A 389-nucleotide genomic window follows, 5' to 3' on the forward strand; every position below is an offset into this window, starting at 1 on the left:
GAATGCCGGCCTCGCCGAACACATCCCAAAAGCGCACCGGAAAACTTTGCAGCCAAGCCGCGCCCAGCCCGAATTCAGCAATGCGCTCGCCCACTTTGCCGCTGTCGGCACCGGCATTGACGATGCCCGACAAATCGCCTTTCACATCGGCCAAAAACACCGGCACGCCCTGATTGCTGAACGCCTCGGCCATGCGGCGCAGGGTAACGGTTTTACCGGTGCCGGTGGCGCCGGCAATCAGGCCGTGGCGGTTGGCCATTTTGCCCTGGATTTCAAGCGTGGCGGCGCCGGCGCGGGCGATGGGAAAGGTAATCATGGTGGTATTCCTTATCAGGAAAAGTGTGGTGGACAAAGATGCGTTATTGTCTTACGAATCGGCAGTCGGTGCA

At 59.9% G+C, this 389-nt stretch carries 1 protein-coding gene; it reads right to left on the reverse strand.

The genetic code is table 11. From position 1 onward, the window contains the following. Positions 1–316: helicase HerA-like domain-containing protein (locus tag BTA35_RS17440; RefSeq protein ID WP_139363765.1), on the reverse strand; the 316-nt coding region annotated here is incomplete at its 3' end. Positions 317–389: the final 73 nt, after the last annotated feature.

This window comes from Oceanospirillum linum (assembly GCF_001995095.2).
GTDB lineage: Bacteria > Pseudomonadota > Gammaproteobacteria > Pseudomonadales > Halomonadaceae > Oceanospirillum > Oceanospirillum linum.